Annotated in this window: 26 protein-coding genes, 2 tRNA genes and 2 pseudogenes; 12 read left to right on the top strand and 18 right to left on the bottom strand. The window is 44.3% G+C overall.

The features are described 5' to 3' along the window. Window positions 1-132 (top strand): annotated as a pseudogene (locus Q0R35_RS02525) (IS630 family transposase); the annotation flags it as partial. 197 nt (window positions 133-329) lie between these two features. Next, on the top strand, window positions 330-1,082 hold the full coding sequence (locus Q0R35_RS02520; RefSeq protein WP_295614134.1) for a phosphoribosyltransferase family protein: 753 nt from the start codon (window positions 330-332) through the stop codon (window positions 1,080-1,082). Between the two features lie 75 nt (window positions 1,083-1,157). On the opposite strand, the gene Q0R35_RS02515 is transcribed toward Q0R35_RS02520, so the two are convergent. The 5 genes and pseudogenes from Q0R35_RS02515 to Q0R35_RS02495 form a co-directional block, all read right to left on the bottom strand. Next, entirely contained in the window at window positions 1,158-1,352 is a 195-nt protein-coding gene (locus Q0R35_RS02515; protein WP_295614132.1) for a hypothetical protein, read from the bottom strand. An 8-nt stretch (window positions 1,353-1,360) separates the two neighbouring features. Beyond that, a pseudogene (locus Q0R35_RS02510) lies at window positions 1,361-1,504 on the bottom strand (DUF1778 domain-containing protein); the annotation flags it as partial. A gap of 338 nt (window positions 1,505-1,842) precedes the next feature. Next, a complete protein-coding gene (locus tag Q0R35_RS02505) occupies window positions 1,843-3,234 on the bottom strand; it encodes a GAF domain-containing protein (RefSeq protein ID WP_295614128.1) in 1,392 nt (463 codons plus the stop codon). Between the two features lie 303 nt (window positions 3,235-3,537). Continuing rightward, window positions 3,538-4,347 carry an SDR family NAD(P)-dependent oxidoreductase gene (locus Q0R35_RS02500; RefSeq protein ID WP_295614126.1) on the bottom strand — a complete coding sequence of 270 codons (810 nt, stop codon included), beginning with the start codon at window positions 4,345-4,347 and terminating at the stop codon, window positions 3,538-3,540. Window positions 4,348-4,462: 115 nt separating this feature from the next. After that, complete coding sequence (locus Q0R35_RS02495) at window positions 4,463-4,633, bottom strand: hypothetical protein (RefSeq protein ID WP_295614124.1); 171 nt, start codon at window positions 4,631-4,633, stop codon at window positions 4,463-4,465. Between the two features lie 354 nt (window positions 4,634-4,987). Here Q0R35_RS02495 and Q0R35_RS02490 point away from each other — a divergent pair, with 354 nt between their 5' ends. Continuing rightward, window positions 4,988-7,438 (top strand): tetratricopeptide repeat protein, encoded by a 2,451-nt coding sequence (locus Q0R35_RS02490; protein ID WP_295614122.1) that lies wholly within the window; start codon window positions 4,988-4,990, stop codon window positions 7,436-7,438. 26 nt (window positions 7,439-7,464) lie between these two features. Here the strand turns inward: Q0R35_RS02490 and Q0R35_RS02485 are convergent, their stop codons facing one another. From Q0R35_RS02485 to Q0R35_RS02470, 4 genes are all read right to left on the bottom strand, one after another. Further along, window positions 7,465-8,223, bottom strand: coding sequence for a class I SAM-dependent methyltransferase (locus Q0R35_RS02485; protein ID WP_295614120.1), 759 nt, complete (start codon window positions 8,221-8,223; stop codon window positions 7,465-7,467). Between the two features lie 131 nt (window positions 8,224-8,354). Next, entirely contained in the window at window positions 8,355-9,299 is a 945-nt protein-coding gene (locus Q0R35_RS02480; RefSeq protein ID WP_295614118.1) for a class I SAM-dependent methyltransferase, read from the bottom strand. 45 nt (window positions 9,300-9,344) lie between these two features. Next, complete coding sequence (gene pdxH, locus Q0R35_RS02475) at window positions 9,345-9,986, bottom strand: pyridoxamine 5'-phosphate oxidase (RefSeq protein ID WP_366944806.1); 642 nt, start codon at window positions 9,984-9,986, stop codon at window positions 9,345-9,347. A 152-nt stretch (window positions 9,987-10,138) separates the two neighbouring features. Next, window positions 10,139-11,002, bottom strand: a complete 864-nt coding sequence (locus Q0R35_RS02470; protein ID WP_295614114.1) for a polyphosphate kinase 2 family protein — start codon at window positions 11,000-11,002, stop codon at window positions 10,139-10,141. 267 nt (window positions 11,003-11,269) lie between these two features. Between Q0R35_RS02470 and Q0R35_RS02465 the strand changes: the two genes are divergently transcribed. The 3 genes from Q0R35_RS02465 (at window position 11,270) to nadB (ending at window position 14,894) form a co-directional block, all read left to right on the top strand. After that, window positions 11,270-12,418, top strand: coding sequence for an NAD-dependent epimerase/dehydratase family protein (locus Q0R35_RS02465; RefSeq protein ID WP_295614112.1), 1,149 nt, complete (start codon window positions 11,270-11,272; stop codon window positions 12,416-12,418). A gap of 199 nt (window positions 12,419-12,617) precedes the next feature. Then, a complete protein-coding gene (psbU, locus tag Q0R35_RS02460; protein WP_295614110.1) occupies window positions 12,618-13,043 on the top strand; it encodes a photosystem II complex extrinsic protein PsbU in 426 nt (141 codons plus the stop codon). A gap of 174 nt (window positions 13,044-13,217) precedes the next feature. Continuing rightward, window positions 13,218-14,894 (top strand): L-aspartate oxidase, encoded by a 1,677-nt coding sequence (gene nadB, locus Q0R35_RS02455; protein ID WP_295614108.1) that lies wholly within the window; start codon window positions 13,218-13,220, stop codon window positions 14,892-14,894. A 105-nt stretch (window positions 14,895-14,999) separates the two neighbouring features. On the opposite strand, the gene Q0R35_RS02450 is transcribed toward nadB, so the two are convergent. Both Q0R35_RS02450 and Q0R35_RS02445 read right to left on the bottom strand, forming a co-directional pair. Then, window positions 15,000-15,203: a substrate-binding domain-containing protein gene (locus Q0R35_RS02450; RefSeq protein WP_295614106.1), complete on the bottom strand. Its 204-nt coding sequence runs from the start codon at window positions 15,201-15,203 to the stop codon at window positions 15,000-15,002. A gap of 37 nt (window positions 15,204-15,240) precedes the next feature. Then, complete coding sequence (locus Q0R35_RS02445) at window positions 15,241-15,834, bottom strand: superoxide dismutase (RefSeq protein ID WP_295614104.1); 594 nt, start codon at window positions 15,832-15,834, stop codon at window positions 15,241-15,243. Window positions 15,835-16,239: 405 nt separating this feature from the next. On the opposite strand from Q0R35_RS02445, the gene grxC reads away from it, so the two are divergent. Continuing rightward, the gene (gene grxC / locus Q0R35_RS02440; protein WP_295614138.1) at window positions 16,240-16,506 is read left to right on the top strand and encodes a glutaredoxin 3; all 267 of its coding nucleotides are present in this window, start codon (window positions 16,240-16,242) and stop codon (window positions 16,504-16,506) included. 55 nt (window positions 16,507-16,561) lie between these two features. Here grxC and Q0R35_RS02435 read toward each other — a convergent pair. The 7 genes from Q0R35_RS02435 to Q0R35_RS02405 all read right to left on the bottom strand — a co-directional run bounded on the left by Q0R35_RS02435 (window position 16,562) and on the right by Q0R35_RS02405 (window position 23,201). Then, window positions 16,562-16,634: transfer RNA gene (locus tag Q0R35_RS02435), tRNA-Arg, on the bottom strand. A 135-nt stretch (window positions 16,635-16,769) separates the two neighbouring features. Further along, a tRNA-Leu gene (locus tag Q0R35_RS02430) sits at window positions 16,770-16,851 on the bottom strand. 181 nt (window positions 16,852-17,032) lie between these two features. Next, window positions 17,033-18,214 carry an aldo/keto reductase gene (locus Q0R35_RS02425; RefSeq protein WP_295614102.1) on the bottom strand — a complete coding sequence of 394 codons (1,182 nt, stop codon included), beginning with the start codon at window positions 18,212-18,214 and terminating at the stop codon, window positions 17,033-17,035. Between the two features lie 73 nt (window positions 18,215-18,287). Then, window positions 18,288-19,682 (bottom strand): exonuclease subunit SbcD, encoded by a 1,395-nt coding sequence (gene sbcD / locus Q0R35_RS02420; protein ID WP_295614136.1) that lies wholly within the window; start codon window positions 19,680-19,682, stop codon window positions 18,288-18,290. A gap of 127 nt (window positions 19,683-19,809) precedes the next feature. Further along, entirely contained in the window at window positions 19,810-20,415 is a 606-nt protein-coding gene (locus tag Q0R35_RS02415; protein ID WP_295614100.1) for a pentapeptide repeat-containing protein, read from the bottom strand. Window positions 20,416-20,434: 19 nt separating this feature from the next. Beyond that, window positions 20,435-21,625, bottom strand: coding sequence for a glycosyltransferase family 4 protein (locus tag Q0R35_RS02410; RefSeq protein WP_366944805.1), 1,191 nt, complete (start codon window positions 21,623-21,625; stop codon window positions 20,435-20,437). 409 nt (window positions 21,626-22,034) lie between these two features. Then, on the bottom strand, window positions 22,035-23,201 hold the full coding sequence (locus tag Q0R35_RS02405; protein ID WP_295614095.1) for a pyridoxal phosphate-dependent aminotransferase: 1,167 nt from the start codon (window positions 23,199-23,201) through the stop codon (window positions 22,035-22,037). Between the two features lie 227 nt (window positions 23,202-23,428). Here Q0R35_RS02405 and Q0R35_RS02400 point away from each other — a divergent pair, with 227 nt between their 5' ends. The 5 genes from Q0R35_RS02400 to Q0R35_RS02380 all read left to right on the top strand — a co-directional run bounded on the left by Q0R35_RS02400 (window position 23,429) and on the right by Q0R35_RS02380 (window position 26,194). Then, a complete protein-coding gene (locus Q0R35_RS02400; protein ID WP_295614093.1) occupies window positions 23,429-23,797 on the top strand; it encodes a VOC family protein in 369 nt (122 codons plus the stop codon). A 66-nt stretch (window positions 23,798-23,863) separates the two neighbouring features. Further along, complete coding sequence (locus tag Q0R35_RS02395) at window positions 23,864-24,307, top strand: bifunctional diaminohydroxyphosphoribosylaminopyrimidine deaminase/5-amino-6-(5-phosphoribosylamino)uracil reductase RibD (RefSeq protein WP_295614091.1); 444 nt, start codon at window positions 23,864-23,866, stop codon at window positions 24,305-24,307. 5 nt (window positions 24,308-24,312) lie between these two features. Further along, window positions 24,313-25,410, top strand: coding sequence for a nucleotidyltransferase domain-containing protein (locus tag Q0R35_RS02390; RefSeq protein ID WP_295614089.1), 1,098 nt, complete (start codon window positions 24,313-24,315; stop codon window positions 25,408-25,410). 49 nt (window positions 25,411-25,459) lie between these two features. Continuing rightward, window positions 25,460-25,948, top strand: coding sequence for a GNAT family N-acetyltransferase (locus Q0R35_RS02385; protein ID WP_295614087.1), 489 nt, complete (start codon window positions 25,460-25,462; stop codon window positions 25,946-25,948). 36 nt (window positions 25,949-25,984) lie between these two features. Further along, window positions 25,985-26,194, top strand: coding sequence for a glycogen debranching protein (locus Q0R35_RS02380; RefSeq protein WP_295614085.1), 210 nt, complete (start codon window positions 25,985-25,987; stop codon window positions 26,192-26,194). The last annotated feature ends 95 nt before the right edge of the window (window positions 26,195-26,289 follow it).

Below are 26,289 nucleotides of genomic sequence, written 5' to 3'. Positions count from 1 at the left end.
ATTTTACTCAGTTTTCATCAGCCATCTCTGGATGTCTAAATGATGCTCATCTGCACCATAAAAAGGAGCTTGATTCCTTGCTCACACTCCGCTTTTCAGCATTTTGACAAAACTCAAATTATGACCGTGTGAAGTATAGTTAAAAAGATTGACGATCCGTATCTGTAATTTGGGAATACTATTTTTATTGCTCGATTAAAACTACGAATTCATACCTGAGAATGAGTAAATTTAAGGATTTACCTGCACTTTTTCATATATGATTCTATCATCCTAAATACAATCAATACGAAGCTAATTATTATTTAAATGAATTTAGTCATTACATTTTGAATTTAAAGAATGGTGATATCAACGCAATTATTTACTTCAAAAATATATTGTCAAATTTAATGGAAGATGAAGAAATTGCCATTGTCACTGTTCCTCCACATACGGCTGGAGAATCTTCTGGTATACAGAAGCTAGCTAAATATTTAGTTCGAGACAGTAAAAATTATATCGACGCTATTCGATGTCTTGAGAGATTTAAGACAGTTCCTAAATCTTCACAGAATCTAGGAAGTAGAAATGAACACACTCATTTAGATTCTATTAGAATGAGTAATTCTTCATTAGTCAAGGATAAAAATGTTATCTTGCTCGATGACATAATAACAACAGGTAGCTCTACAAATGCCTGTCGAAAAATAATATATGAGATGGGAGCTAAAGAAGTCAAAATAGTCTGCCTAGGTAAGACTATTAGACAAGTTGAATATGCTCATCGTTTAGTTGAAGAGAAATTTCAAGAAGAGTTACAAATCCTTGACTTTGAACATCATACAAAAACAGAGGAGATCGAAATGATTTTTGATTGTGAAACGAGTAACATAGAACAAGATGATGAAGATCGATGGCTCGAAGAAATCTATAAGCTGGAATCTTCAAGGAGATGCAATCTTGATAATATCTCTGGTTGGATAAGTTGTGCTGAAATTCATTTAGGTGAATGTGCTGAAGAAGCTCATAAAGCTTTGGATGGAGAAGATTACCTAACACCTATCAACCCATTCTTAAAAGTCTTTGCAGATTTAGAATAATGCCAAATTTAGCATTAGCTAATAATCGCTTACTCTAATAACTAGAATCGATCGGTTGCCAATTTGACTAATGATTTACTCAGGAAAACCCAGTGACTTAGGCACATCACTAATTTTCACCATCAAAGTTAACGGCTCCAGCGATGAAGCTGTAAACCGATATTGCTCGTAAAACTGCTTTGCCTCCTCCGAAATCGCATGAACTAGAATCGCTCGTATCCCCGCGATTTCCGCAGCCTTGAGCGTCCTCAACACTGCATCACGCAACAAACCCCGCCCGACTCCAGCATGAATTCAGATCGACTCTTACCTTGCAATTCAGCCGCTCGATCGATTAAATCGCGTTGATTCTTCTTAGCACGAATGTTGATGGTGACATCGCGGATGTCATTGGTTAAACCTTCATTTACTGAGGCGTACATAACGCTTCCTCCTCTGCGGTAGGTGATGTTTCTAATGTAAAAGTTTTGTCAATACAATGTCAACACATTATCGATTAAGACCAATTAACGCAGTAATTGACTACTCCCCGCCTCTTAAACACTCCATAAAACCCGATCGAACCCCTTTTCGCCCATATAGAAATAGCCCCCACTGGCGGTGCGCTAATCCCTTCGGGAAGGCTGTACCTACGGTAGGCACAGCGTCTCCGGGTCGATCCGACCACGGAGAATCGACATCAACAATGTCTCTCATGCGCTCCGTAAGCAGAAGTGTGGGGTAAAAGTCTACGCCACACCACACTTTTAGACTGCCGATTTTAATTAACCACGCGCGACCTATACAATTTAATTGCCGAATTGACAACTGCTTCGAGTTCCTTGACTTCTGACTGAAGTGAGATCGTGCTGCTGGTGGCTACCTCGGCATTTGCTTGCAATTTCTTGGTGATAATCCGGACGAGGTTGATATCTTCACTAGATAATTTCTCTGTTAGTGTAATTACCTCTCTACTGAGCAAGCGCATCAGGTGTCTAGATTCATCTAGGGTTTGCATCGAGTTGCTCACAGACTCCTTTACCTGCTGAACTTGCGTATCGGCAGTATTAATCGACTCTTTGACTGCGCCAGCTCGTTTGAGCGAAGATCTCATATCGGCGATTTCTTCTTGCAACTGTGCTTTAGTCAGAGCCAATCCAGTTTGGATGCCGATTTGTCGCAACCATTCTACTTCGCTTTCTTGCCACTCGCGATAGCTAAAACATTGATGTACCGATAGTAGCCCAAATACCTCATTCCGATCGCCAACAATCGGGACTACCATCATGGCTTTAACGGCATTTGTGACCAAGTTATCTACAAAGTCAAGACTTATTCCGGCTTCATGAATATTGTCGATCGCGTGGACTTGGCTGTGATGAGCTTCTTCACTGTTGTATACTTCCAAGCAAGGGTCGGCAAATACCGATCCTTCTAGCGGTGCTAAAGCAGGTAAAGTCGATTCGGCATAAACTCTACCGCTACTTTGGTTGGCAATGCTGTAGACGATCGCCCGATCGCACTTTAAAATAGTCTGAGCTTGAGCTGTTGCAGTTGCCAGCACATTGGTGCGAGTGCGACATTGGTGAATTTTTTGAGTTGCAGATATCAGCAGCTCGTTGTAGTACTTTTGCCGATCGAGCGCGGACTGAATTTTTTGACACTCCGACCATCTGAGGGCGTTATCTATAGCCCACCCGATCTGACCTGCCATTTGAACTGCAAGTGTGACTTCTTCTGGCTTCCAGGCTCGTGGCGCGGAACATTGATGCATAATCAACAAGCCATATAACTCCCGATCTGGCAACAATAAGGGGACGACTAAGTTGGCTTTAACTGCCAGTTTGCTCAGGGTTTCGATATGACAATCTGTAATTCTGGCTTCATGGATATTATCGATCGCACTTACTCTACCTTGACGGTAGCTGTCGATGTGTCGTGATTGGAAACAAGGATCGTCGATTCTGAGTGCTTTTGTTTGGGGAAATCCTGGTGCTACCGACTCGGCGACAATCTCGCCCAAATTCTGTGGCTGTAAGCTATATACTACCGCGCGATCGCAGTTGAGAGCTTCTTTGACGCTTTCTACACTTGCCTGAAGAATATCTTCAGTGCGGGAGCAGTTATGAATTCTAGAGATCAGATTGGTGAACATAGTTACAGCAAAAGACATCAGAATGGGTCGGGAGCAGATATGCTACATAAACTAGTGTAGACTAACTAGCAATGTTTTATACAGTAGTTTTGTTTGGCTGGTAGAAATCGATCGGTGGTAAACCGTCAATGCCTTGACCTGTCAATCCTGACTACAGTTCTGCTGCTGGGAATAACATCACCCATCCCGATTTTTACACTCAGTATTTACGCAGTTTGTCCTCATAATCTGACTGAGTTGTCACTTTGCTGTAACTTCCGCTGGCACCAGCGCGATCGTTTTTGGGAGAGGGGGGAAGGGTTAACCCCTCGCCTTTCCCTCTTAGCTTCTGGCTCCGAGTCGCTGCCAAAACTGTTTCTGGCTAGGTAGTGGCGCAGCCATCTGGATGACTCGTTCGAGCAGTCGCGGCACTAAATAGTTGCCCCAAACGGCTAAATGACTTTGCCAGCCGATGATGACTTCATGCTGGTTGCGATCGATCCCTCGGATGAGAGCCTGTGCGACGCGCTGTGGCGACATCGGTATTACTCCCCAAAATAACTGTAAGTCTCTCACCATATCGGTATCGGTAAGTGTCGGTAGTAGCGACATCACTCGTACGTTGTGGCTGGCTAATTCGCCCCGTAGAGCTTGGGTAAAGCCCAAAATAGCAAATTTAGTTGCCGAGTAGGTAGACATCGTTGGTGCGGCAACCTTGCCCATTAAACTGGCAACATTAACGATCGTCCCTTCTTGCTGAGATACCATCCGGCGCGCCAGTAGGCGGGTGATGGTATACATTCCCAGCAAGTTGATGGCGATCTCTTCTTGAACGTGAGGTAATTTCGATTGTAGAAATGGAGCTTGATAAGCCACACCCGCACAGTTGACGAGGAGATGAATTTGACCGTAATCTCGCCATGCTTGCGAGATGACGATATTTACCCGCACGCGATCTGTTAAATCTAAGACTAGCGGGATGACTTCGACACCCATTGCGGCGATATCGATGGCAATTTCCGCCAGCCGTTGTTGGTTGCGGGCGACTAATAGCAGTCGCTTGATGCCACTTTTGGCTAGTTCAAAGGCAATTGCTTGCCCGATTCCCCGCGATGCACCAGTGACGAGGGCTGTTTTTCCTTGTAAATTCATTTTCAAAACCTCCAAAGGTGAAACTCGTAGTATGGCAACTTTGGCTGCGTTAGCTATGCCACGAGCGATCTGGGACTTAAATATCGATCGAATACTTGTGAGATAGCTAGATTTATCAACTAACAGAGTGTGTGGCATGACTATGCAAACAGTAATTGTGAGGGGAGCTACTGTGAGCATTTGTCAGTAAATTGCCATCATGCGGCGTACCAGGATTGGCAAGTAACCAGATATCGAGCATTGTTGGTTGATGCCCGATCGAGGTGAAGTGTCGATCGATAAACACACATTATCAGACAGATCTAGCTTCTGCAATATTTATTAATAAAGTTAGGCAATCTTGATATATGTCTATCCAATTCTCAGGGATCGCAGTCGCAGCTATTTTGAGGTTAATGTGCTGTGTAGCATAGCTTACACGACGATCGATCGGGGTTGGGAGGTGAGTTGTTTCTGAGAAGCTCTGATTTTGATGAGAGCGGGATCGCAGATCGATCTCCCATCTCAAATCGACACTAGGTAGAGCGATAAATATTAAAATTGGGCATACTTAGTCTGCGGAGGTATGTAATCGCACTCGATGTAGATCGAGATCCCGATCTAGTCTCCAAGCCCAATTTTCCTCATTATAGAGATAGTCATGCAATCGAATATTTGGGATGACGAGGATAATAGTGCAGATTTAGGAGATCCCGCACGACAAAGACTCGAAAAAATATTAGCAATTAAACAAAGCCTAGAGCGAGTTACTTCTTTAGAACAAACGATACCACTGTTAATTCAGTTGGGTAATAGTTTAGTTGCTGATGGACAATTTGACAGGGCACTCGCCGCTTATGATAATGCGATCGCGATCGATCCTGAATGCGATCGAGCTTGGCATAATCGCGGCATTGCCCTCGGTCGAATGGGCAAACATAATGAAGAAATTATTGCATACAATCGAGCGTTGGCGATCGATTCTCAAGATTGTGAAGTTTGGACTAATCGCGGTTTGGCTTTATGTCAGGTAGATAAAAATCGAGAGGCAATTGAGTCATTCGATCGGGCGATTGCAATCGAGCCAGATAACTATGAAGCATGGAATCATCGCGGGTTTGTATTATATCAGTCTGGCAAAAATGAATTAGCGATCGCATCATTCGATAGAGCGATTGCGATTAATCCTAACTACGATCTAGCATGGACTTATCGGGGAATTGCTCTAAGTGAGATTAACAAAAGCAAAGAAGCAATTACTTCTTTCAATCTGGCGATAAATATTCAACCACATAACGATCGGGCTTGGTATCAGCTTGGGGTAACATTATATCGACTGGGTAAAAATATCGATGCGATTGCAGCTTTAGATCGGGTATTAGCCATCAAGCCAAATGACTGCGAGGCTTGGTATCTTCGGGGCATCGCACTCAGCGAACTAGATCGATATCTAGAAGCAATTACCGATTTCGATCGTGCCTTAGCAATTAAACCCGATCTTGTCAAAGCATGGTATCAGCGCGGAATTGCTCTAAGTAAAGCTGGCAAAAATGCCGCCGCAGTAGAGTCATTCAGTCGGATAATTGCGATCGATCCCGACGATTATAAGGCTTGGCATCATCGCGGTATTGCATTACTAGAATTACATAAAATTACCGCAGCAATTATCGACTTCGATCGGGCATTAGCAATTAATCCCCGCTACCATCAGTCTTGGTATCATCGCGGAATCATACTAGCTCGACTGGAACGAAATGAAGAAGCAATTATTTCATTAGATCGAGCGATTGCAATCGAGCAAAATGACGAGCGTGCTTGGTTGCATCGCGGTTTGGCAATGGCTAAAATCGGTAAAAATGAGGTAGCATTAGTCTGTTATAATCGAGTTATTGAAATCGACCCAGATAACCATCTAGCTTGGTATAATCGGGGTTTGGTACTCCACAATACAGACAGAGATAAAGCCGCTCTGGTATCATTCGATAGAGTAATTGCAATTAAACCAGCCGATCGTAATGCTTGGTATGGTCGCGGAATTGTCCTCGGTCGGTTAGCAAAAAATGATGAGGCAATTGGATCTTTAGATCGAGCCTTAGCGATCGATCCAGATTTTTATGACGCATGGAATCATGGCGGCACGATCCTCAATAAATTAAATCGAAATGAGGCAGCAATTACTTATTACGATCGCGCTTTAGCAATTAAACCCGACTTTTATGCAGCTTGCCACAATCGCACGATTTCACTACGATTATTAGGTAGATCTAGTGAAATAGTCGATTCGCTCGATCGCGGATTGGAAATCGAACCTGACAATTATCTAGATTGGATTCAGCATGGCTACGCGCTAGTTGAGTTGGCTAAATATGCCCAAGCTGCCAACTCATTCGATCGCGCTTTAGCAATTAAACCTGACTGTTATGAGGCTTTATACTATCGGGGGAATGTCTGCCATCATTTAGGTGAATATGAAGCGGCAATTACTAATTTCGATCGCGCGGTAGCGATTAAACCCGATTACTATGATGCTTGGAATTATCGCGGTTATTCATTAATGGAATTAAACCGAGATAAAGCTGCTCTCGCATCTTTCGATCTCGTAATTGTTAAGCAACAGCACAATTATGTAGCGTGGAATTATCGGGGAGTTGCATTAGGTAAATTAGGTAGATATGAGGAAGAAATTGCTGCTTACGATCGCGCCATTGCGATCGACCCTACTCTCGATAGTGCATGGTACAATTGTGGTGCGACTCTCCATCAATTAGGCAAACATGAGCAATCGATTAGCTACTTAGATCGCGCTATAGCAATTAAATCGGGTTTGCATGAAGCTTGGAACTTGCGGGGCATATCGCTCCGGCAATTAGGTCGATATGAAGAAGAAATTGAGGCTTACATTCAAGCCATGACAATTAAGCCAGACTACTATCCGGCTATTTATAATCGAGCTTGTTGCTATGCAATTAAATGCCAAATCGATCTTGCTATTCAATATTTAGCGCAAGTAATTCAATTCGATTCAAGTACTTATAGCGCACTCGCTAATACCGATGCCGATTTCGATCGAATCCGTCACGATCCGAAATTTATAAGTTTAATCGATCGATAAATATCGACATCGATTTGGCAGTTATACTAAAGATTGCGTGCGACTATAGCTCGTCCGGCAAATTTTTTAGTTAACGATTGTTGCAGCGATTTTGGCAACCATGAAATTTTCTGATAACGATCTCCCAATCTTTTTTGTAATAACTCTGCCTCGATCGATCTCACATCACTAAAATAGGCAGAATATTGGCTATGAATTTCCGCAGCAGTTCGATAATAAGTAAATTCATCCAGCCAAATACAGGTATCTTGGCTCCATTGCATCGGACTTTTACCCTCCTTAAAAGACCCCATTCCCAGCGATCTTAATAACAAAGTATAATAAATTCTGGGAGTACTTTTTTTCGGAAACCAATGTAAAAAGGGAATATCGCAATGTCCCTCTCGCCACGTACTTTTATCGGGAAATATCGTTAAAAGCTGACCGCCCGGTTTAAGTACCCGCTGAAATTCAGCTAGGGTTTTGTCAAGCTCTCTAACATGTTCGATAACTTGATTGCTAACTAAAAAATCAAAGTAATTATCTGGAAATGGAATTTTGTTCTCTTCCATTTTTAAAATTGCCGTACCAAATAAAACTGAATTTTCTAGCTCTGAATAAACAGCCGCTCCACCAAAAGTATCGCAACCAAATGCCTCAACTTCTCGCGCTCTCAATAATTTAACAATCTCGCCGCCGCCGCAACCATAGTCGAGTACTCTGACTGGCTTAGAGTCAGAATTATCGATAACCCACTGAGTACAAAAATCGTAATTACTTATTGTCGTCAGTCCTAACGCAGACATATCTACTCTCCTTGGTACGATCGATTGGGATTCAGTAATTGCTGTAGTTATATTACAACTCAAGCTTATTACTAAATATGCCCAAATCGATACCAAAGATCGATAATATCGTCAGATCTAACTCGCACACTCTACAATACCTTCGCAATTACCGTCCGATGGCGCGGCGTGTTGGCGGTAATTGTCGGAGCCTCAAAACCAGCGTCGATTAACGATTGGACAATGTCGAGGGTAAAATAGCGATCGAGATACGGCTCGGTACTTTTAAGCAGTGTTAAGATATATGGAGCCATTTGGGCGTAAATATCTGACTCAGGATTCATATCCATAATCGCAATATGTCCGCCCGGTTTGAGTAAACGTTTAGCTTCTTGAAAAATCTCGCGGGTGGCTGTCTGCGGTAACTCGTGACAGATTAAAAATAAAGATATCAAATCGTAACTGTGTGCGGGTAATCCCGTACTTTCGCCTGCGGCGTGAACCCAATTAATACGGCTAGATTGTTGTCGATCGGCGCGGTAATTAGCAATCGCTAAAAAGTAAGGTGACAGATCTAAACCCGTCAACTGTGCGTCGGGATAAACCTGCTGCATGGCAAACGTACTCATCCCCACACTGCAACCGATATCGAGAATAGTTTGCGGTGGCGCGGGCAAAGATCCGACAATTAGGTCGTGATAAGTTTGGCGGAGCTGAGTATCGCCAGTCGTTCCAGTTTCGGCAAAAATCTTGGCATGAACCGAGTAAGCGGCGACTTCGACTTCCATCGCGGCATCCCAACTCATATTCCCGCGATCGTACGCATGAAATGAGGTGAGATAATATTTTGGATACTCAAGATCGGGGGTAGTAATCTTCGCTAAATCTGTCTCCCACTGCGGCGAAAACGCCGTTTGACTGCCTCGCGATCGCAAAAACTTCACATCGTCCCGCCAAGCCACCCCGATCGACTCCGCCCGTTTAATAATCAATTCCCGCGCTTGATGTTTGGCAAATTTCGCGATCGGTTTAATTGAGAGTAAGCTATTTACTACCTGGCTGGCAATCCGATCTGTTGGTTTGATGCTGGCTGTCATAATTTAGGCGTTAGGTGTTAGGTGTTAGGTGTTAGGTGTTAGGTGTTAGGGTGCGAGTCTTTCGATTTGCCATTTATCGGCGACTAGTCGATAGCGTAACCTGTCGTGGAGGCGACTGGGACGACCTTGCCAAAATTCAATTTCGTGGGGGATAACGCGCACTCCTCCCCAGTGTGGAGGTTTGGGAATTTCGCGATCGTGGTATTCGGTTTCTAGCTGTTGTAATTTCTGTTCGAGGATCGATCGATCTTCGATAATCGTACTTTGTGCTGAAGCCCACGCTCCCAGTTGACTGCTGTGCGGGCGACTGTGAAAATAGCTGGTAGCTTCCGATTCTGAGACAAATTCTATTTTACCCTCAATCCGCACTTGGCGTTCTAAATCGCCCCACAAAAAGACTAAAGCAGCATAGGGACAGTTTTGAAGTTCGACCCCTTTTTGACTGTTGTAATTGGTGTAAAATACAAATCCGCGATCGTCTACAGCTTTGAGCAAAACAATTCGCGCTGAAGGTTTACCCTCAGTCGTTACCGTCGCCACCGTCATTGCATTTGGTTCTAATAAATCTGCCGCTACAGCTTGATCGAACCACAGTTGAAATTGCTCGTAAGGGTTCGCCAGAATATCTGATTCTAATAATCCTGCTTGAGTATAGTTTTTGCGTAAGTCAGCAATTTTCATAGAGATGGGAGTAGTAAGTAAGAAGTAAGAAGTATACATATCTGTAGGTTGGGTTTCGCGGGCTTCTACCCAACTCTCTGGGAATGTTGGGTTTCGCGGGCTTCTACCCAACCTACGCAAGTTATTTAATCTAAAACCTAAAACCTAATCCCTAAAACCTACTTCTCCCGCTCTAGCATTTGTTTTGCATCAGCTAGTTTTGCTAATTGTTCGGCACTAATCTGAGGGTAGGCTAATTCTAACTGCTTGAGATGGCTACAGATAATATCTGCGACAGTTAGCCGGGTAAACCACTTGCGATCGGCAGGAATGATATGCCAGGGAGCGGCTTTGGTACTAGTATGGTTAAAGATATCGGTATAAGCTGCCTGATAATCATCCCAACGATCGCGTGCCTTAATATCGTCAGCACTAAATTTCCAGTGCTTTTGGGGTGCTTCGATTCGTGCTAAAAACCTTTTCTTCTGCTCGGCTTTAGAGATATGGAGAAAAAACTTGATGATGACTACACCATTATTGGTTAAATATTGTTCAAAATTGTTAATTTCTTGAAATCTTTGGTGCCAAATTTCTTTGAGATCGACTTGTGGTAAATTCTGCTTGAGTAATAGTTCGGGATGAATGCGGACGATGAGCGTTTCTTCATAATACGATCGATTGAAGATGCCAATTCGTCCGCGTTCGGGTACGCATTTGTGCGCGCGCCACAAGTAATCATGGTCTAATTCTTCCGTTGAAGGACTCTTAAAACTGTAAACTTGACAACCTTGCGGATTGATACCAGACATCACATGTTTAATTGTGCTATCTTTCCCGGCGGCATCCATCGCTTGGAAAATAATTAAGACTGCAAATTTATTCTGAGCGTACAGAATATTTTGATACTCTGCTAATTCAACAATATTCGCGGCTAATTTGGTTTGTGCGGACTCTTTATTCTCAAATTTTCCCGTATCCGCCGGATCGTAATCCTGAAGATCGATCTTTGTGCCTGGTGAGACGATCGTTTTGGGGCTGGACATAATTGTGCTGCTAATTTAGCCTAAGTTTGGGGCGGCATTTCTATATTTTAATGACTTAATGCCTGTCAGATCCAGATCGCGGCGACGATTGACAATTTCGATCGCACAATTTATTCGATCCACAATTTGGCAAAAATGTCAACCAATAATTGACTTAACTCGTTCTTAACCTTAATTTTTGGCGATCGCGGTTTACTTGTTTGCCCTTGTCCTGATACATTGAGCGAATAGTGGCTCATGTAAATTAATAATTCTACTTTTGTATTTATGAAAGTCCTGGTAATTGGCGGTGATGGTTATTGTGGTTGGGCAACTGCGCTGTACCTGTCTAACCGGGGGTATGATGTCGGAATCTTGGATAGTTTGGTGCGGCGACATTGGGATTTAGAGCTGGGAGTAGAGACACTTACGCCAATTTCCACCATCCACCAACGGATTCAACGCTGGCAAGAATTGACAGGCAAAACAATTGAATTATTTATAGGCGATATTAATAATTATGATTTCTTGCAAAAATCGCTCCAAAAATTTCAGCCCCAAGCGGTAGTCCATTTTGGCGAACAGCGTTCGGCACCATTTTCGATGATTGATAGGGAACATGCGGTGCTGACTCAGGTAAATAATGTGGTGGGTAATCTCAACCTGTTATATGCCTTGCGCGATGATTTCCCCGATTGTCACCTCGTTAAATTAGGGACGATGGGCGAATATGGTACGCCGAATATCGATATCGAAGAAGGATACATTACGATCGAACATAACGGTCGTACCGATACCTTACCCTATCCCAAGCAGCCGGGAAGTTTTTATCACCTGAGCAAAGTTCACGATAGTCACAATATTCAGTTCGCCTGTAAAGTTTGGGGCATTCGCGCCACAGATCTCAATCAGGGGGTAGTATATGGGGTGCTGACAGAAGAAACCGGAATGGACGAACTGCTCATCAACCGTCTCGACTATGACGGCATCTACGGTACGGCTCTCAATCGCTTTTGCATTCAAGCTGCGATCGGGCACCCGCTAACGGTGTATGGTAAAGGCGGACAAACTCGCGCCTTCTTAGACATTCGCGATACCGTCAGATGTGTCGAACTCGCCATCCAAACTCCTGCTAATCCCGGCGAATTCCGCGTCTTCAACCAGTTTACAGAGTTGTTTAGCATTAACGATTTAGCACTGAAAGTCAAGCAAGCCGGAATTACATTAGGATTGGACGTAGATATTCAGATGTTGGCAAATCCCCGCATCGAAGCCGAAGATCATTATTTCAATCCCAAAAATACCAATCTGCTCAATCTGGGACTCCAGCCACATTTTCTCTCAGATTCGCTGCTCGATTCCTTACTCAATTTTGCCATTAAATACCAACACCGCGTCGATCGATCGCACATTTTGCCTAAGGTGAGTTGGAAATAGGCTTTAGGCTTTAGGTTTTAGGTGTTAGGGGAAGAGGGGATAGGTGTTAGGGATTTAAGATTAAGAGGACGCTTGCGTCCCAAAACCTAAGGCTCAAAGCCCAAAGCCCAAAACCTAAAGCCCAAAACCTAAAGCCTAAAACCTAATTTAAGGTAAAATAGTGGAGAATTAAGATGCTGTGTTAGGAACAATAAATTTTATGAAACGGTTTGCCCGTCTGCTGGTTGCTTTTAGTCTCTGTTTGACTTGTTTCGTTGGTATCGCGCCCCAAGCAATGGCAGCTAGTTGGCATAGCTCCACAATCTTCTTGGCTGCTGAACCAGCAACTGGAGAAGTCATTCGCAATAGTGCCGATAGTAAATTGAGCACTGAGTTTGGTAAGAAAATCGATCTCAATAATACTAATGTTCGCTCGTTTCGGAAATATCCCGGTCTTTACCCTACCCTCGCCCGCAAAGTAGTAGACAATGCTCCCTACAAGACAGTCGAAGATGTATTGAGTATTCCTGGTTTGAGCGAAAAGCAGAAAGAAATGCTCAATGCCAATCTTGACAAATTCACGCTCACCTCTACCGATGATACCTTTAACGAAGGTGGCGATCGCTATAACAATGGTTATTACTAACTAAGTAATTTACAACTCTACCCCATGTTTCACTTCCCGCCTACATTCAAGGTGGGATTTTTTTATACCGATCGTCACAGATAATGAAGTTAGGTAATAGTGAATAGTGGATATGCTTTAGCAGTAATCGTATTTGTTACTCCTTACTCCTTACTCCTTACTCCTCCCCCACCTATGTCCCTACCTACCAACTTTGATGTCATCGTCGTGGGAGCTGGAGCGGCTGGATTGTACTCAGCACTGTGCTTACCAGCCTCACTGCGGGTGGCGATTGTCAGTAAGGCTAGTTTACCCCTCTCGGCGAGTGATTGGGCGCAGGGGGGAATTGCAGCGGTAGTAGATCCGCAAGACTCGGTAGACTTACATATTGCCGATACCCTCAAAGCCGGGGCGGGATTGTGCGATCGAGCTGCGGTAGAATTTTTAGTTACCCATGCCGCGAAATGTATCGAATCTTTAGTCGATTTGGGGGTAGGATTCGACAGAGTAGATGAGAAACTAGCCTTGACTCTAGAAGCGGCTCATTCGCGCCCCCGCGTGCTTCATGCGGCAGATACCACAGGGAGAGCGTTAGTTAGTACTTTAGCCGATCGCGTGTTGGCACAACCAAATATTACGGTATTTACCCATGCCTTTGCCCTAGATTTGTGGCTCGAAGCCGGAACATGTCGGGGAATTAGTCTCTTATATCAAGGGAAAATTATGTGGGTAACAGCTACCGCCGTTGTCTTAGCCACAGGCGGTGGGGGACAGGTGTACGCTCAGACTACCAATCCTGAAGTTAGTACTGGCGATGGCGTGGCGATGGCGCATCGAGCTGGGGGAATTTTGCGAGATTTAGAATTCGTGCAGTTTCATCCGACTGCGCTTACTAAAGCTGGTGCGCCGAGATTTTTAATTAGTGAAGCGGTACGCGGTGAAGGTGCCCATTTAGTCGATGACAAAGGTTATCGGTTTACCTTCGACTATCACCCCGCCGGAGAACTCGCCCCCAGGGATGTCGTCAGTCAGGCGATTTTCAGTCATTTACAAAAACATAGCCCCGATCCGGCTACCGGGTGCGTCTGGCTCGATCTCAGCCCCATTCCAGCCGCAAAAATTCGTCACCGATTCCCAAATATCATTCAAGTTTGTCAGCATTGGGGAATCGATATTCTCAATGAATTAATCCCAGTTGCGCCAGCCGCACATTATTGGATGGGAGGAGTGCAGACAGATTTGATGACGCGAACCAATATTCCGGGTGTATATGCAGTCGGTGAAACTACCAGCACGGGCGTGCATGGAGCCAATCGCTTGGCGAGTAATTCGTTATTAGAATGCGTGGTATTTGGCGCGCAATTAGACCTAATTCCAATCGTACCGCGCGCTCTAAATTTGAGTGCGATCGATCCAGCACAAGTTGAAATCCCTGACTTAGATTTTAGGATTAAAACAATCGCCCAAAATTCAGCAGATTGGAGCGAGATTCGCGATATTCGTGAAGAATTACCACGCCTAATGTGGCAAGCTGCCGGGGTTTGTCGCGATCGCAATAGTCTAGAAATAGCGATCGATCGAGCTAAAATATTACAGATAGAATTCGATCTCTTACCAATTTCTCAACTAATTACCCAAATTTTACCATTACAATCGGTTACTCTTCCTACCGAAATATCCGAACCAGATCTGCAAACCTGGGGCGAGACTCGAAATTTACTAGATATCGGAATTTTAATTTTAACTAGTGCCCTCATCCGCACCGAAAGTCGCGGCGGACATTCGCGAACCGATTTTCCTAAGCTCGATCCGGCTTGGCAAGTTCATACACTCCTCACAGGAGATCGGTGGTATCAGTCAGGGGGACTTTGAGTCCGGTTCCCCCCTTTCCAAGTAGGGGGGATTTGTAGGGTTTGAGCTTAAAAGAATTAACTTTTTAGATTTTATTCGATCGAAGATTCCTAAATTCTTAAATACTTAGGTTGCATCTTGTCCTGCGGGAACGGTGCGAGTTTCGCCGATGGCAATGCGCTGAATTTGAGATCGATCGGGTTGCCTAAAATCTGTTATTTTCAAGGTAGATTGTTTAGGAACGATCGACACTAATTGATTGGTTAATAAATCTCGATAAGTTTCCGTTACTAGCAATCCTTTTACTTTTAAATCGTTCTCGATAAACAAAACCAGAATGGACGCTTGCGCGTCCACTCGCTAATGCTTACTTTAAATTAGCAGCAGCAAAATCCCAGTTTACCAAGCTATCTAAATAGGTGCTGATAAAGTCAGGGCGGCGATTTTGGAAATCGATGTAATAAGCATGTTCCCAAACATCCAACGTAATCAGCGGAGTTTGTCCGTGAACGAGGGGGTTCTCAGCATTACCAGTTTTGGTAATTTTGAGCGTACCACCATCGTTAACCAGCCACGCCCATCCACTACCAAATTGAGTAGTAGCCGCAGTTTTGAAGTCTGCTTTAAATTGGTCGAAACTACCGAATGCCGCATCGATTTTTGCAGCTAATTCGCCAGTCGGCGTACCGCCACCATTTGGCTTCATAGACTTCCAGAAAAAAGCATGGTTCCACACCTGAGCGGCATTGTTAAAAATGCCTGCTTTGCTGGCATCACCAAAGCTACCTTTAACAACATCTTCAATCGACATATCCGCCATCGGCGTATCTTTGGTAAGGTTGTTGAGGTTAGTCACATAAGTAGCATGATGCTTGCCATAGTGAAACTTAAACGTCTCTGCCGACATATGTGGCTCTAATGCACTGACATCATAAGGTAAAGCTTCTTGTACGAACGCCATTGGGATATGCTCTCCTAAAATTAATATTCTCGCTTACTGCTGAATATAACAAATTTAACCAGCTAGGCGGGAATGAATGTAAAAAGTGTGCTTATCACAGACGGCTTTATCTGCTCCACTGCGGATCTACCCAGCCAAATCTCAAACCCCAGCCTTTTGACTGAGATAGATCCAGACAACTGGCTGAAGATTCGATCGCGATACCCAGGCTATTATTTATACATATTAGTTACCCAATAACTACTGCAACGTAGATCGCTATTTACTGGTGGTCTATTTTTTGTTTTTTGCCTAATCTACGCTCGTGGGTTGTCAACGATCCAACCGCGATCGGACTGGATGACGATCGGACTCAAAAATGTCAAACTAGGTAGTGAACTTGAGAATTTACCCGTTGACACCCCCATGCAGCCAAATATTGAAATTTATACATGGCGAAGCTGCCCATTTTGCATTCGTGCCAAAGCTTTATTGAAAAATAAGGGTGTTGAGTTTACCGAACATGCGATCGATGGTGACGAGCAGGCACGTTCGGCAATGGCAGCCAGAGGCGACGACGGCAAACGTTCTGTGCCCCAAATATTTATCGACGATACCCACATCGGTGGCTGCGATGCCATCCACGATCTCGACGCACAGGGCAAGTTAGACGCGTTGCTCGGTATTGCCTAATTAATCGCTAAAAAAGCAGCCAACACATTAATGTATCGGCTGCTTTTTATTTACATGAGCACGGAGGGACTCGAACCCCCGCTCCTCAGGACCGGAACCTGATGCTCTATCCACTGAACCACGTGCCCTTGTTATTCATATAATAGCGCATCTAGTGAGATTTCACTAACTAATTTTAGTAAATCTCATTCCTTAGCTCTACGTCGATTACAGAAATAGCCCCAGCTTTCTCTAAAAGAAGCTGGGGCTATTTCGGGTTGATATGCGGATGGGGAGACTCGAACTCCCAAGGACTAAGCCACACGCACCTCAAGCGTGCGCGTATACCAATTCCGCCACATCCGCTCGATTAAATTTTGGTTGAGGTGCGCTTTACGTGCTTTGTTAAGATACCACGATTGGCAGGAGTAGTCAATAGGGATTAGGCTTTAGGTTTTAGGTTTTGGGACGCAAGCGTCCTGCTAACTTCCTCACCCCTAATCCCTAATCCGACCTAAAGCCTAAAGCCTAATCCCTAATGCCTAATTCAATTTTGAGATAATCGTTTGACTTCGATGCCGCCGAGGAGTCGATCTGTTTCCCAAAGCAAGTCGGGGATTTTGTCCGCATGGGGACTATTTGCCAAACATGCAGACAGATCGAGATTTTTAACGTTGGTGGCTTTGGCACCAGGAAACCAGTGTCCGCCATTTTGGAGTAAGTTGTAGCGCATTTGTCCGTACTCGATCGTGTCATAGGCGATCGCGAGATTTCGCAGCCAGAGGATAATCGGAATATTAATGTTCCCAGGGGTGTCTGTGGGGTCGGGTAAGCCTTGTCGCCAGGTTTTTACCCACTCGTGCCCCAGTTTGTCGATCGCGGCACGTTCTAGGCGATCGATAATGGGTGGTAATAGTTCGGCGGCGCGTGCTAATAAGGGGAGTGTTTTGAGGTGTTCGTCAAAATCGCTGGGTGTCGCCGCACCGACGCTGAGGGTATGGACTTGGGGATGGCTTAGACAGAAAAGATTATTAAATACAATCGGACTCAAAGGTTGACATAGTTCGACTAATTTTGCCGATGGTTTATTGAGTAATCCACCTTTATTAGTTGGACTGATAATAAATACCCCTATATCGTGACGAGTTGCTGCTTCGATCGCCGCCCAATTAGTTTGATTGATATAGTACCAATGAAGATTGACATAATCGAATTTATCGGTTTCGATCGCCCGGACGATCGTTTCGGTGCTACCGTGAGTAGAGAACCCAATAAACCTCACTTTCCCTTCAGCTTGCAGTTGTTTGGCAACTTCCCAACAGCCGCCATCTCTCAGGGCAAAATCGGCAGTCTCGCGATCGTTAATACCGTGCAGACCGAGCAAATCGACATATTCTAAATTGAGTCGAGATAAGCACAGCTCGAAAGTTTTGCGAAACTGTTTAGCATCGGCGGTAGGTGAAACCTTCGTTTGAAAAATAAAATTTTGACGGTTTAACTTAGGTAAAACTCGACCGAGTTGAACTTCTGAAGACCCGTAAAATCTGGCAGTTTCAATATGATTTATCCCGACAGCTAGCGACCGTCGGATCGTTGCTTCTAGGTTTAATTGATTATCATCGGGAATTTCAGCAAAAGGGACATCTTGCCACTTATGTTGGTAGCGCATTCCGCCACATGAAAAGACGGGCATTTGGAGATTTGTACGACCAAAACGACGATATTCCATTAGGGGATAGTGGATAGTGGATAGGGAGTAGGGAATACAGAAATCAGCATCTGTCGATCTCCTATCCCCTAGTCTAAAGTAATGTTAGTTGTCCGTCAGTGGTTTTGGATTTGGGTGGTTTAGCCGCAGATGTATCGCTCTCGGTAGTTTCTATCGGCGTAGTGGTGTCTGGATCTGAAGATGATTCGAGATCTAGTAAAATCCGATTGCTAGAGATCGATCCCAGATTGTCGCCAGATAGTAACTCATTCGCAGCAGCAATCATCGCCGTGGCGATGTCTTTAAGGTCGGGGCGATTGTCCAGGTAGGTAGAAAGTGCTACCATCGGGTCGCCAACGCTACAGCCGAGTTCGGGTAATCGGGGTTGGCTCAGTTGACTGATGAGTTCGGCTTGAATTGTATAGTGATGTGCGGTACTCAAGGCTTCATGAATGCCACTGGTACTAATTAGCTCGACTTGGTTGGGATTGAGTTGATAGATCAGCCGGATTACGACATCGACAATATCAATTTTGGCGATCGCAGCTAAAATATTTAGCTGAGGCTGTTCGCTATTGGAGACATCGATTTTAATCGTCCGAAAAGTCCGCACGGCTAGAGGGCAAAATTCCCAGGTAGTCTCAAAACTTTTACTCGCTGGCTGTACCGTCGGCTCAATGGTAACTAAAACAAAGCCTTTATCTTCCTTCTCTTCGCTAAAATCTACCCGTTCGATACTCCCTGGATAGACGACGGCAGGATCGTTAGTTTTATTAAGATTTTGGTGGCGATGAACGTGCCCTAAAGCCACGTAGTCAAAGCAAGAACGTGTCAGGAAGGACAGGGGAATGGTAAACCCTCTACCGACAGCTAAAAATTTCTCGGCTCCTAGAGTGGCATTATCCGCCATTAGGTGCGCTAACACGATCGTCGGTAAATTAGGATCGAGTTTGCGAATTTCACCTTCTAGTCGCGGCTGAAGTTTATCGAGTAATAATTGGTTGACTTCCAGCATCGACAGATTTTCGGCAATCTCGCGAGTTAACAAGGTCGAGCGATTGAGCCAGGGCAGGGTAATAATTTGAATCGCACCGCTGCGAGTATTTATAACATGAGTCTCGATCGTATCGCCGACGATCGTCCCCGGAACGCCCAAAGAGCGGTAAATCGATAAGCTAGCTCCACCTTGTCCCTGAGAATGTTGATCGTGATTGCCAACTAGTAAGACGGTAGGAATATTGGCATCGACGAGCCGATAAAATTGTAAAGCAAAGGCTTGCTGAATATACGGCGCGGGCGTAGCATCGGGAAAGGCATCTCCACCAAATAATACCAGATCCACTGGCTCGGCTAAGGCTCTATCGATCGTACTCGACAGCGATTTGACAAAATCTTGGAACCGCGTATTGAGTCCGGTTTCTGGGTCGATTTTACCATGAGCGAAACCGCCGCCCATGTGGATATCGGATAGATGTAGAATTTTCATCAGGAATTTGGGAGATTACGCTTAGGACTCACATTAACTTAATCCAGTAACTATATACTATCCGAATTCGATCGAAAATTATGGTTGTGCCTAACTTAACAAAAGATGCAGACACGATACTAGTAGAAACTTAATCTATAGAGTCTATTTCAAGATCGTACTTTTCTAAAAGTCCGGCGATACCCGATCGCGAAAATTTAGCTTTCTTAATGCGGTTTAATTCTGGATCGATCGAGTAGTTAAAAGAACTGCGAAAATCGGCTTTTTCCAGAATCGTGCGCTCGAAGATAGTTCTGGTCAAATCGCAGTTATCGAAGATAGCAGCAGTGAGATCGCATTCGGTGAAATCTGCTTCATGTAGTAATGAGTTTTTAAATACTGTCTGCCTGAATTTTACGCGCTTCTTTATCGGAGCGGTTGTGTCAGAAAATAAGGAATGATTGAGGATACAAGCATCGAAGTAAACCGCAAATCCAAACTCATTGCAGTTTCCGAAATTCACTCCTAGCATTTTACAATCTTTGAATTTAACCTCCTTTAATGATGTTCGAGCTAGAGTAACCAGGCTAAGATTACAACCTAAAAACTCACATTCTAAAAATTCAATATCTGAAAGGTCGGATTTTGAGAAGTCACATTTGATAAAGTTACAATACTCGTATTCACCTTTACTTAATGGGGTTTGAGTAAAATCTATTTTATCAAAACTTTTTTCTTCAATAAATACTTGTTTCATAATAGATTCTGCCTAAAATCTAAAACCTAACCGATTGCTTTGTTTTAACCAGCGCATTGTAATAAACAGTTTGGGTTTGTACGGCTAACTTCGGCCAATTAAAGCGTTTGCCGAGTTCGTCGTAGGCATTGTCTGTCAACCATTTGGCATAACCAGGGTTTTTGAGTACTTCTAAAATTCCCCAAGCGAGGGAATTACAATCCCATTTCCAGGTAACTATCCCGGTTTTCGTATGCCTAACTACTTCGGCTAATCCCCCAGCATCGGAAACAACAACTGGTACCCTAGCGGCAAAACTTTCTAAGGCGACAATTCCAAATGGTTCGTACAGGCTAGGAAACACCGCACAATCGGCGACGGTTTGAAATTTATCTAAATGTTCGTCAGACATAAAGCCTGTAAAAAAACATTTATCCCAGATCCCTAAATCCCAAGCTTGTTGTTTTAAACCGTCGGTATTACCGCCGCCAATGAAGATAAATTTAGCATTACCGCCGAGTTCCCATAAAACTTTAGGGGCAGCGTTTAATAACACAAAGATGCCTTTTTCATAGGTCATCCTACCCACATAATAGACAATTTGTTCGTGGTCGGCGGCAAACCTGCGGCGAAAATTCCAGAAGTTAAAATCTTTGGGGCGTTGTTTCTTTTCGGGACGAATGCCATTATAAATAATGCTAATTCTTTCCCACGGACAACGGAGAATCTGCCCGACTTCTTGCTGCATGTATTGACTGCAAACGATCGTTTGAGCGGCAGCTTCGACTAGGCGGGTTTCTTGGGCGTGAACGTGTTCGCTGCTGGGGTTGTGGATGCCATTATGCCGTCCGAATTCAGTTGCATGAATGGTGGCAACGATCGGGATTTGAAAGTTTTCGCTCAAAGAGATAGCTGTATCTGCTACCATCCAATCATGAGCGTGAATCAGGTCGAAATCTTGAGATATTTCGACTAGTTTCGTACAGTACTTGCTCATACTCTGATTCATATTGCCAATCCAGTTAAAGATATCTTGGCTGAATCCGACAGGCACGCGGTGAACGTAGATGCCTTCGATAATTTCTTTGGCTGGTGCTTGAGAGAACTCCACGGTAATTAGGTGAATTTCATGACCTAATTTTACCAGCTCTGGATATAATTCAGCCCCATGACGAGCGATACCTCCCACGAGGCGCGGCGGAAATTCCCAAATTAGAACTAAAATTTTCATCGCTACTAGTTGACTTCCCCATTGGTAATTGACTCGGTAGAAGATAACCTTGCCTTTGCCAGGTAAGTGGTTGCTGCTACTACGTAGCATCGGATCGAGATGCTATGGGCAATTAAAATTAAAAATATGGTGGAATTAAAAGATCGGATCTGGGGTCTGACAATTTTTTCAGCTCCAGACGCTATCGGTTGGCCTCGCCTGCGCTTTGTTGCGCGATCGAAGGTTCTTCCTATTATATCTGGCTGGCGATCGATTTGATACCGATCTCGCTGCTGTCGTGAGCATAGCCGCTCTTTCATTAAATTCTTAATAAAAAATTCCACAACTATCCAAGATGTTTGTGGATTAATATTTGGAGTCGATCGGCGGGTCGATTTAGTGTGGATGAATTAATTTCTCGTCGATCGGTTTAGCGGCGCGATCGGATAAACTTGTCTAACCTGTCCATACCTTTATCGATCGTTACCATATCCGTCGCATAAGAGATCCGGATGTGGTCGTCTGCGCCAAAGGGCAATCCGGGAATTGTGGCTACCTGATGTTGTTCGAGTAATTGCTGGCAAAACTCTAACGACTTGAGATTGGTATTGGCAATATTCACAAAGATATAAAACGCACCCTCTGGCTTGGCACAACTCAAACCGGGAATTGCTTGCAGCCGTTCTAAAATCGCTTTTCTTCGCAGGGCAAACGCGTGAAGCATGTTCTCTACACAGTCCTGAGAGCCTTCTAGAGCCGCGATCGCGCCATATTGAGCGAAAGTACAGACGTTGGAAGTACTGTGCCCTTGTAGGGCACTAGCGGCTGTAATCAGCGCGATTGGTGCGGCGAGATAACCAATCCGCCAACCCGTCATGGCGTAGGCTTTGGCAAAGCCATTACTAATAATCGTCCGGTTAAATATCTCCTCGCCAAAACTACCGATGCTAACTTGCTCGACACCATCGTAAATAATTTTTTCGTAAATCTCATCCGATACAACTAGGATATCGCGATCGACAATTACCTTTGCTAATGCTTGTAACTCATCTGGAGTATAGACTACCCCCGAAGGATTAGATGGGGAATTGAGTACGAACAACTTCGTTTTGGGCGTAATTGCCGCATCGAGAGCGGAGGGCGTAATTTTATAATCGGTACTGCTATCTGTCGGGACGATAACGGGCGTACCATCTGCCAAGCGTACCATTTCGGGATAGCTCAACCAAAACGGGGCGGGAATAATTACCTCATCGCCAGGATTGATTAACGCCACCATCAGGTTATAGAGGGAATGTTTGCCCCCATTGGTGACTAAAATATTGGCAGGATCGTAGTTTAACCGATTATCACGGCGCAATTTAGTCGCGATCGCTTGCCTTAATAGTGGTTCGCCTGCGGCTGCGCCATATTTGGTAATACCGCGATCTAATGCTTGTTTAGCAGCATCTTTAATGTGTGCGGGAGTATCGAAATCGGGTTCTCCCGTGCTGAAACTACAGACATCTTTGCCATCTTGCTGCATCGCCTTCGCCAGCGCGGAAATGGCGAGGGTTACAGATGGTTCGATCTTGCTAATGCGCCTTGCCAATTCCATAAAGTTACCAATTCCTCCCCAGCCATCTCGCTCAATGTGGTTACACCGTATATGTGCGAGTTGTCTTTTGTGTATATAATATAGTTCCCCAAGCGTAGCAATTATAAACCCATTTGTGAGTAGGTCAACCCCTAAATTAGGGATTTAAAGATGAGAAATTTGGGGATCGGCACTGACGATCGAATGTACGCGTTCGGTCGAGAATTGAGAGTTTTTGCGTGATATTTATGGTTACTGCTGCTTTTGTGACGATCGCCAGTGTCAATTTCGATGTGGTAGTAGACTTCTACACCCAGTTTTTAGGATCTGCTCCCGATCGATATGTTCCCACTGTTTATGCAGAATTTTCGATAGCTGGGCTACAGTTAGGAATTTTTTGCCCCAAGTCTACCAATCGCGACGAATTTGGGCATCCTAGTCAGAGTGGAATGAGTATCTGTCTGGAAGTAGCTAATTTAGAAGACTCGATCGATAAACTCGCCCAAATCGGTTATCCCCCATCTGGCAAGATTACCACAGCCTCCCACGGTCGCGAAATCTACGCCTACGATCCCGACGGGAATCGCTTAATTTTACATCAAGCGGCTAGTACCTGAGATGGATTAGTTACAATCGCTGACAGGATCGAGAATTTAGATCGTCCAGATTAAGAGGTGAGAGTAATGTTATCAGAGTCTGCGGAATTTATGAGAGCAGCACTTGTTGAGGGAAGAAGAGCTTTACCACTATGCTTACCTAATCCGCCTGTTGGATGTGTCTTAGTTGAAAATGGCAATATTGTGGCGAGGGGTTATACCCAACCGCCAAGCAAACCTCATGCTGAAGCGATGGCTTTATCACAAGTTTCGGGTAATTTATCCACTTTGACCGCTTATGTTACGCTCGAACCATGCTCGTTTCATGGCAGAACTCCTTCTTGTGCCAAAGCACTTGTCGCCAGTGGGATTAAAAGAATATTTGTAGCAATGTTAGATCCTGACAGACGCAATGCTGGCACTGGAATTAAAATTTTACAGGCTGGTGGCATAGAAGTCATCGTTGGTCTGCTAGAACATGAAGCACAAATCGATCTCAGTCCTTACCTATTTATCCCGCCTACCCTCTAACTCCGATGCAACGCTTAGAAGTCGAACAACGTACGATCCTGATTGGTTTAGCTGGTAGCCACGGTTATGGATTGAGCCGTCCCGAATCCGATCTCGATTATCGGGGGGTGTTTATTGCAGGTAAAAAGTACTATTTGGGCTTGGATAAAGTCGAGCAAAAAGATGGCGGCTGGGATACCGAGCCAGGGATATTTGACTTTTTGACTGGTGAAAAAGACACCGTAATTTACGAGCTGAAAAAATTCGTGCAGCTTTTGGCAGGAGCCAACCCTAATATTCTAGAATTACTCTGGCTCAAGCAGTATCCAGTCAAAACTGAAGTTGGCGAATATTTGATTAAACACCGCAAGATGTTTCTCAGCAAGCGCGTCAAACATACCTATTCTGGTTATGCTTTTGCTCAAATTAAAAAAATTGAATCGCATCGGAAGTGGTTGTTAAATCCACCTCAAGAAAAGCCCCTTCCCGAACATTTCGGTCTGAGTGCAGAACGTCCATTGAGTAGGGAAGAATTACATGCTTTTCTAGAATATCTGTATGCGCTAGTGCGTGGTAAAATTGAATATTTATCTGAAGCTCAAGAATTGCATCAATTACTAACTGGCGAGATCGATTATAAAGGGTTATTAAAACAGCACCATCTCACCGATGATGTTTTAGAATACACCCAAAATCTTACCAATAGTCGCGGTGACTTTATTAAATTGCTCCAAAAAAGCCAGCAGTATCAAAATGCCTTACGAGAATGGAACGCTTACCAGTCATGGCAAACCAATCGCAATCCCGCCCGTGCGGGGATGGAAAGACAATCGGGTTTCGATCTCAAACATGCGATGCACTGCATTCGATTATTACGTAGCGGCTTAGAGATTTTACAATCTGGCGAGGTATTTGTCGATCGGCAGGACGTGGGCGATGCTGACGAACTCAAAGCAATTTTACACGGCGACTTTACTTACGAACAAGTTACCGCAATTGCCGATAATTTAGTGGCAGAACTCGATCGCGCCTATGATGATTCTAGTTTACCCCGTCATCCTAATTTAGCTGCTATTAACGAGCTATCGATCGAGTTAATCGAAAAACAAGGATGGGAAGTTTAGTTGAAAGTTGAAAGTTGAAAGTTGAAAGTTGAATCTACTCCCTAACTAAATGCTTATAATTCGTCCCGCCCAAATAATAGATGTCGATGCCATTTTTGAGCTGATTTTAGGATTAGCTGATTACGAGCAGCTTACAGATAAAGTAACTGGAAATACCGATTTATTGCGATCGCATTTATTTGGCGATCGACCTGTAGCTGAAGCAATTGTAGCTGAATTAGGTGACTTGACGATCGGCTTTGCTCTATTTTTCCCGACCTACTCTACCTTCCTTACCCAGCCAGGACTCCACCTCGAAGATGTGTTCGTACTGCCCGAATATCGCCGTCAAGGGGTGGGAAAAGCTTTAATGACTGCGGTAGTCAAAACTGCGCGCGATCGGGGTTGTGGGCGGCTAGAATGGTCTGTATTAGACTGGAATCAAAATGCGATCGAGTTTTATCAGCGGTTTGGGGCGACGGTATTGCCAGATTGGAAAACTTGCCGGATAAGTGCCAAGCAGCTAGCTCAGATTGCGACGGCATCTGAAATTGATTAAAATTCGATCGATACGATATCGCAGGAAGTGAAGCTAATGCTAACAATTTGGGTAAACGAACAATTAGATCCAGGTGGGTTGATGTATGCTTGCATTGCTTCTGGCGATGAAGCGTTAGCCAGGGATTGTCATGAGTCTTTTCAGCAAAATCTTACCCCAGAACAAATCCAACTGGGTTGGATTGCCAGACTCCGCACGGTAGCATCTTGGGATGATGTGCCTGTTAATTCTCTGAATTTGGGTTAAATAGAATTAGACTGGCGCGTTTTGATTGTAGATTTGAGATTTATACCCAGACAGCCAGGATCTATTCTGACTAAACTAATTAACATGAATCCACC

It is taken from the genome of Chamaesiphon sp. GL140_3_metabinner_50 (assembly GCF_025361915.1).
Lineage (GTDB): Bacteria > Cyanobacteriota > Cyanobacteriia > Cyanobacteriales > Chamaesiphonaceae > Chamaesiphon.
Note: the sequence above shows the minus strand (reverse complement) of the source record. Positions and strands in the feature narration are given on the sequence as shown.

Bases quoted from the DNA above. Each gene is read 5' to 3' on its own strand.
- psbU (WP_295614110.1), top strand. From the start codon at position 12,618: ATGAAACGGTTTGCCCGTCTGCTGGTTGCTTTTAGTCTCTGTTTGACT.
- Q0R35_RS02470 (WP_295614114.1), bottom strand. From the start codon at position 11,002: ATGTCCAGCCCCAAAACGATCGTCTCACCAGGCACAAAGATCGATCTT.
- Q0R35_RS02425 (WP_295614102.1), bottom strand. From the start codon at position 18,214: ATGGAATATCGTCGTTTTGGTCGTACAAATCTCCAAATGCCCGTCTTT.
- Q0R35_RS02445 (WP_295614104.1), bottom strand. From the start codon at position 15,834: ATGGCGTTCGTACAAGAAGCTTTACCTTATGATGTCAGTGCATTAGAG.
- Q0R35_RS02380 (WP_295614085.1), top strand. From the start codon at position 25,985: ATGCTAACAATTTGGGTAAACGAACAATTAGATCCAGGTGGGTTGATG.
- Q0R35_RS02400 (WP_295614093.1), top strand. From the start codon at position 23,429: ATGGTTACTGCTGCTTTTGTGACGATCGCCAGTGTCAATTTCGATGTG.
- Q0R35_RS02465 (WP_295614112.1), top strand. From the start codon at position 11,270: ATGAAAGTCCTGGTAATTGGCGGTGATGGTTATTGTGGTTGGGCAACT.
- Q0R35_RS02480 (WP_295614118.1), bottom strand. From the start codon at position 9,299: ATGACAGCCAGCATCAAACCAACAGATCGGATTGCCAGCCAGGTAGTA.
- Q0R35_RS02490 (WP_295614122.1), top strand. From the start codon at position 4,988: ATGCAATCGAATATTTGGGATGACGAGGATAATAGTGCAGATTTAGGA.
- Q0R35_RS02500 (WP_295614126.1), bottom strand. From the start codon at position 4,347: ATGAATTTACAAGGAAAAACAGCCCTCGTCACTGGTGCATCGCGGGGA.
- Q0R35_RS02410 (WP_366944805.1), bottom strand. From the start codon at position 21,625: ATGAAAATTTTAGTTCTAATTTGGGAATTTCCGCCGCGCCTCGTGGGA.
- Q0R35_RS02395 (WP_295614091.1), top strand. From the start codon at position 23,864: ATGTTATCAGAGTCTGCGGAATTTATGAGAGCAGCACTTGTTGAGGGA.
- Q0R35_RS02505 (WP_295614128.1), bottom strand. From the start codon at position 3,234: ATGTCTTTTGCTGTAACTATGTTCACCAATCTGATCTCTAGAATTCAT.
- Q0R35_RS02415 (WP_295614100.1), bottom strand. From the start codon at position 20,415: ATGAAACAAGTATTTATTGAAGAAAAAAGTTTTGATAAAATAGATTTT.
- grxC (WP_295614138.1), top strand. From the start codon at position 16,240: ATGCAGCCAAATATTGAAATTTATACATGGCGAAGCTGCCCATTTTGC.
- Q0R35_RS02390 (WP_295614089.1), top strand. From the start codon at position 24,313: ATGCAACGCTTAGAAGTCGAACAACGTACGATCCTGATTGGTTTAGCT.
- Q0R35_RS02385 (WP_295614087.1), top strand. From the start codon at position 25,460: ATGCTTATAATTCGTCCCGCCCAAATAATAGATGTCGATGCCATTTTT.
- Q0R35_RS02405 (WP_295614095.1), bottom strand. From the start codon at position 23,201: ATGGAATTGGCAAGGCGCATTAGCAAGATCGAACCATCTGTAACCCTC.
- Q0R35_RS02485 (WP_295614120.1), bottom strand. From the start codon at position 8,223: ATGTCTGCGTTAGGACTGACGACAATAAGTAATTACGATTTTTGTACT.
- nadB (WP_295614108.1), top strand. From the start codon at position 13,218: ATGTCCCTACCTACCAACTTTGATGTCATCGTCGTGGGAGCTGGAGCG.